General features: G+C 34.0%; 3 protein-coding genes and 1 pseudogene. All 4 read left to right on the plus strand.

From position 1 onward, the window contains the following. A pseudogene (locus tag PMI13_RS21635) lies at positions 1–638 on the plus strand (DNA polymerase III subunit gamma/tau); the annotation flags it as partial. 399 nt (positions 639–1,037) lie between these two features. Continuing rightward, positions 1,038–2,120 (plus strand): chorismate mutase, encoded by a 1,083-nt coding sequence (locus tag PMI13_RS18235; protein WP_007846499.1) that lies wholly within the window; start codon positions 1,038–1,040, stop codon positions 2,118–2,120. Positions 2,121–2,257: 137 nt separating this feature from the next. Continuing rightward, positions 2,258–3,184, plus strand: coding sequence for a ribosome small subunit-dependent GTPase A (rsgA, locus tag PMI13_RS18240; RefSeq protein WP_007846500.1), 927 nt, complete (start codon positions 2,258–2,260; stop codon positions 3,182–3,184). 629 nt (positions 3,185–3,813) lie between these two features. Continuing rightward, positions 3,814–4,230: a nucleoside-diphosphate kinase gene (locus PMI13_RS18245; protein WP_034669600.1), complete on the plus strand. Its 417-nt coding sequence runs from the start codon at positions 3,814–3,816 to the stop codon at positions 4,228–4,230. The last annotated feature ends 190 nt before the right edge of the window (positions 4,231–4,420 follow it).

Genomic DNA, 4,420 nt, shown 5'->3' on the forward strand with positions numbered 1-4,420 from the left:
AAAAAAAAAAGTTCATAATATTAGCTCCGTTCATTCATGAAAAGCAGGAAGTAAAACTCCCCGAAGTACCAAAACAACAGCCTGAAGAAGAAAAGCCGGAACTACAAACAGCAGTATCAATCGACATTCCGCGGGAAACTGTAATACAAAAAACCTCTAAGCCATTATCCAGACAAGGAGCATCTTCGGGTTTCAGTATTAATTCTTTCCTGAATAAAGAAGAAAAAGAAGAAGTAGCTGAAACCGTTGTTACAAAAACAGAAAATCTTCCGCAACAACATTTCACCGATACTGATTTACAGATGGAATGGAATTTGTTCCTGAAACAAACTCAATCCAGAGATGTTATTATTTATAATGCCATTAAGGTGTTTAAAATGATAAAGGCGGATGAAAATATCATCAGGGTTTCATATCCTTCCGATTCTGCAAAAGTGGAATTTGATAAAATAAGTGGCGATTTTTTTAATCATTTCAAAAGAAAAGTGCATAATTATGCCATTGAAATTGAGTATGAAAAAGACCTGCAAAGCCTTAAAATAGAGGTGGTTACCAAGAAGAAGATATTTGAAAGGTTCATAGAGAAAAATCCTTTACTGAAAGATCTTGATGATTTAATGAAGTTTGATTTGACATAATTTTATATATTTGTCAAATATTTGTTCAGAAAATATGTTTCTGACAAATACCAATTATTAACTGAAAAGCTGAAAACAGACAATTTACACGATAAAGTGGAAAAATTATTGATTACATATCTGTCTTATTTCACACCTGCTAATTACTTTAGCAGTTATTTTAGTTTTTCAGCTACCTATTACAGAAATTTTAGAAGCTATTATCGATTTTATTGGTATTGCTAATTAAATTTCTTTCTCAAAAAATACAGGAATAACAGATGCTCTCTCAAAGTTCCTGATCCCATTAAAAATTTTAAACGGCATTTTTTGAAAAGATTTATAAAGTAACTTTATAAGGGAAGAGCTGTTGGTATATCATTTTAAAAAGAACAAAAAAATATAAAATAAATTAACAAAATGAATTTAAAAGAATTAAAGAACGAGTGGATTAATGAATTTTCACAACCGTTAATGATCGCGGGGCCATGTAGTGCAGAAAGTGAGGCTCAGATGCTTGAAACTGCAAAAAGAATAAAAGAAACCAATGCACAGGTGCCTATCTTCCGTGCAGGAATCTGGAAGCCGCGTACAAAACCGAACGGATTTGAAGGAGTAGGAGTGATCGGTTTAAACTGGCTGAAGAAAGTAAAAGAAGAATATGGTTTTAAAACAGCTACGGAAGTTGCCAATGCCCACCATGTTTTTGCAGCATTAGAAGCAGATGTTGATATCCTTTGGATCGGGGCACGTTCTACAGTAAACCCTTTTACCGTCCAGGAAATTGCAATGGCTTTGAGGGGGACTGATAAACCGGTTTTTGTGAAAAACCCGGTAAATCCTGACTTAGCTTTATGGATTGGTGCTTTGGAAAGGCTTTTAGGACAGGATATTAAAAATTTAGGAGTGATCCACAGGGGATTTTCCACTTACCAGAAAACAAAATACAGAAACAATCCGAACTGGCAGATTGCATTGGATTTCAAAAGCCAGTTTCCCAATATCCCAATGTTAATCGACCCTTCTCATATTTGCGGAAACAGAACCGGATTGGCAGATGTTACCCAGGAAGCAATGAACGTCGGCTACCAGGGAGTGATCATAGAAACACACTCTAATCCTGATGAAGCATGGAGTGACGCTTCCCAGCAGATTACACCGGAAGTTCTGGCTGAGTTAATAGGGAATCTGAAAATCAGAAATTCAGGATTGGCAGGTTTCGATGGGGAAATGGGAAGACACAGGACTTTAATTTCTGATATTGATTTCCAGTTGATCGAACTTCTCTCCCAAAGAATGAAGATTTCGGAGAAAATTGGTAAGCTTAAAAAAGAAAATGATATTGCTATCTTCCAGCCTGAACGTTGGAAAGTAATTACTGAATACGCAACTCAAAAAGCCAAGGAAACAGGAATGTCCCAGGATTTTATTGAAAAAGTTTTCAAAGCAATTCACGAGGAATCTATTGAAGTGCAGAATAGTATTATGATCGACAGGATTTAGAAAGTAACAGGTTGCAAGTACTAAAATAGTCAGGGACTAGGAAGTAGGTAAGGTTTAACGTAAAATTTAAACGATATCCTAAATCCTAAGCCCTGATTTCTATCGGCTAATTCCTTATATTTGTACCCTAAATAGGTATGAAAGGAAAAATCATTAAATCTACAGGAAGCTGGTATCAGGTTTTGGAACTCGAAACCAATACCATTTACGAAGCCCGGATACGTGGTAAATTCAAGCTCATTAAAACCAGGCTTACCAATCCGCTTGCTGTAGGAGATTTTGTTGAATTTCAATTGGAACAGGATAATATTGCATGGATTACGAAAATAGAATCCCGTAAGAATTACCTGATCAGAAAGTCTGTAAACCTTTCAAAAGAGGCTCATATTATTGCATCCAATATAGACCTGGCCTGTTTCATTTTCACTCTCAAACATCCCGAAACATCACTTGGTTTTCTCGACAGGTTTCTGGCATGCTGTGAAGCCTATAATATTACCCCGTTAATCCTTTTCAATAAAATAGATGTTTTAAATGATGAAGAAATAGAGCTTGTAAAAGACATCGAGTTTCTTTATCAGGAAATAGGATATGACACTTTGGAAATTTCATCTTATTCCCGGCTTAATTTAGAAGAATTACAAGATTTGCTGAAAGACAAGACCTCTGTATTTTTCGGACATTCGGGTTGTGGGAAATCTACCTTGGTTAATGCCCTGCAACCTGGATTAAACCTGAAAACTTCTGAAATATCGGATACTCATTTAAAGGGAAAACATACCACTACTTTTGCCCAGATGCACTTCTGGGATTTTGGTGGGAATGTAATTGATACCCCGGGAGTAAGGGAGTTTGCTATGATTGATATTGAAAAAGAAGAAGTACAGCATTATTTTCCGGAGATTTTCAAGAAAAGAGAAGAATGTAAATTCCACAACTGTCTTCATATCAACGAACCGAAATGTGCTGTTATTGATGCCCTCGAAAAAGGGGAAATCCAGCATTCAAGATACTCAACTTACATCAAGCTGATGGATGAGGCGGAAGAAGCTGCCCAAAAATAAATTTCCTGATTACTTTCTGAAAATATTTTTCTGTGATATTAAAATTGACATATTATATATATTGATATCTATAGGCTTTTATTTCCTGTCACAATGACTCACTCATGTCATATCCCTTTTTAAAGGCTCCTGCGTTAATTGAATTCCTCAGTTAATGATCACATTTAATTTTTGTAATAGTTGGATTTTTAGAATCAAAAGTATCTTTGGCTGTAACCGTGCCATAATTGTATTATTAGAAAGCCGTAAAAGTGAAAAAGTTGACAGAAAAAATCTATATGGAAGACAATTAATCTTATAAAATGGCGCATTAATTTTTTTTCAATTTTTTTCAGGCATCTAAAGGTATTGATTTAAATTTTAATATTTGATATTAAAATGACTTATTTATTGTTAATTTGATAATATATAAAGATTATTAGCTATAAAAAAACCCAGCCGAAGCTGGGTAAAAACTAATAACCATGAAAACTCAAATTAAACATGAGAATCGCAATAGAATAAACAATTACTGTGCCAAAGATTGGTTCACACTTTCTTAATAAAAGTTATTTTTATGTTAAAAAAAAATTAAAATTAAAATGAAAGATATTTTTTGTAATTTTGCAGCATTAAAAAAATATACATTTATGTCTAATATTACATTCACTATGATTAAGCCTGATGCCGTTGCTGATGGACATATCGGTGCTATTTTGGGTAAAATTTCAGAAGGAGGTTTTAAAATTAAAGCTTTAAAATTGACTCAGCTTACTGTAGCTGATGCCAAAAAATTCTACGAAGTACATGCTGAAAGACCATTTTATGGTGAATTGGTAGAATTTATGAGCTCAGGGCCAATTGTTGCTGCTGTTTTAGAAAAAGAAAATGCAGTTGAAGACTTCAGAACATTAATCGGAGCTACAAATCCTGCAGAAGCAGCGGAAGGTACCATCAGAAAAATGTTTGCAAGAAGTATAGGAGAGAATGCTGTTCACGGTTCAGATTCTGATGAGAATGCTCTTATTGAAGCTACATTTCACTTTTCAGGAAGAGAGATTTTTTAAGCTAGAAAATCTTAAAAATAACAAGTCCGGAGAATTTTCTCCGGACTTTTCGTTTTTATGTAATTTATTTGTGATTTAATTGTCATATTGATAAAATAATAAGTTTAAAAATGCTATTGCATTCTTTTTTTATAAATTAACGTGAGTTCGATTTAAGCCGCAATTAATCTATCTTGATCAATGATGTCAG

This window comes from Chryseobacterium populi (genome assembly GCF_000282115.1).
In the GTDB taxonomy this organism is placed as follows: Bacteria; Bacteroidota; Bacteroidia; order Flavobacteriales; family Weeksellaceae; genus Chryseobacterium; species Chryseobacterium populi.

Excerpts from the sequence above, each read along its gene's own strand:
- rsgA (WP_007846500.1), top strand. The coding sequence starts at position 2,258 with ATGAAAGGAAAAATCATTAAATCTACAGGAAGCTGGTATCAGGTTTTG.
- PMI13_RS18245 (WP_034669600.1), top strand. The coding sequence starts at position 3,814 with ATGTCTAATATTACATTCACTATGATTAAGCCTGATGCCGTTGCTGAT.
- PMI13_RS18235 (WP_007846499.1), top strand. The coding sequence starts at position 1,038 with ATGAATTTAAAAGAATTAAAGAACGAGTGGATTAATGAATTTTCACAA.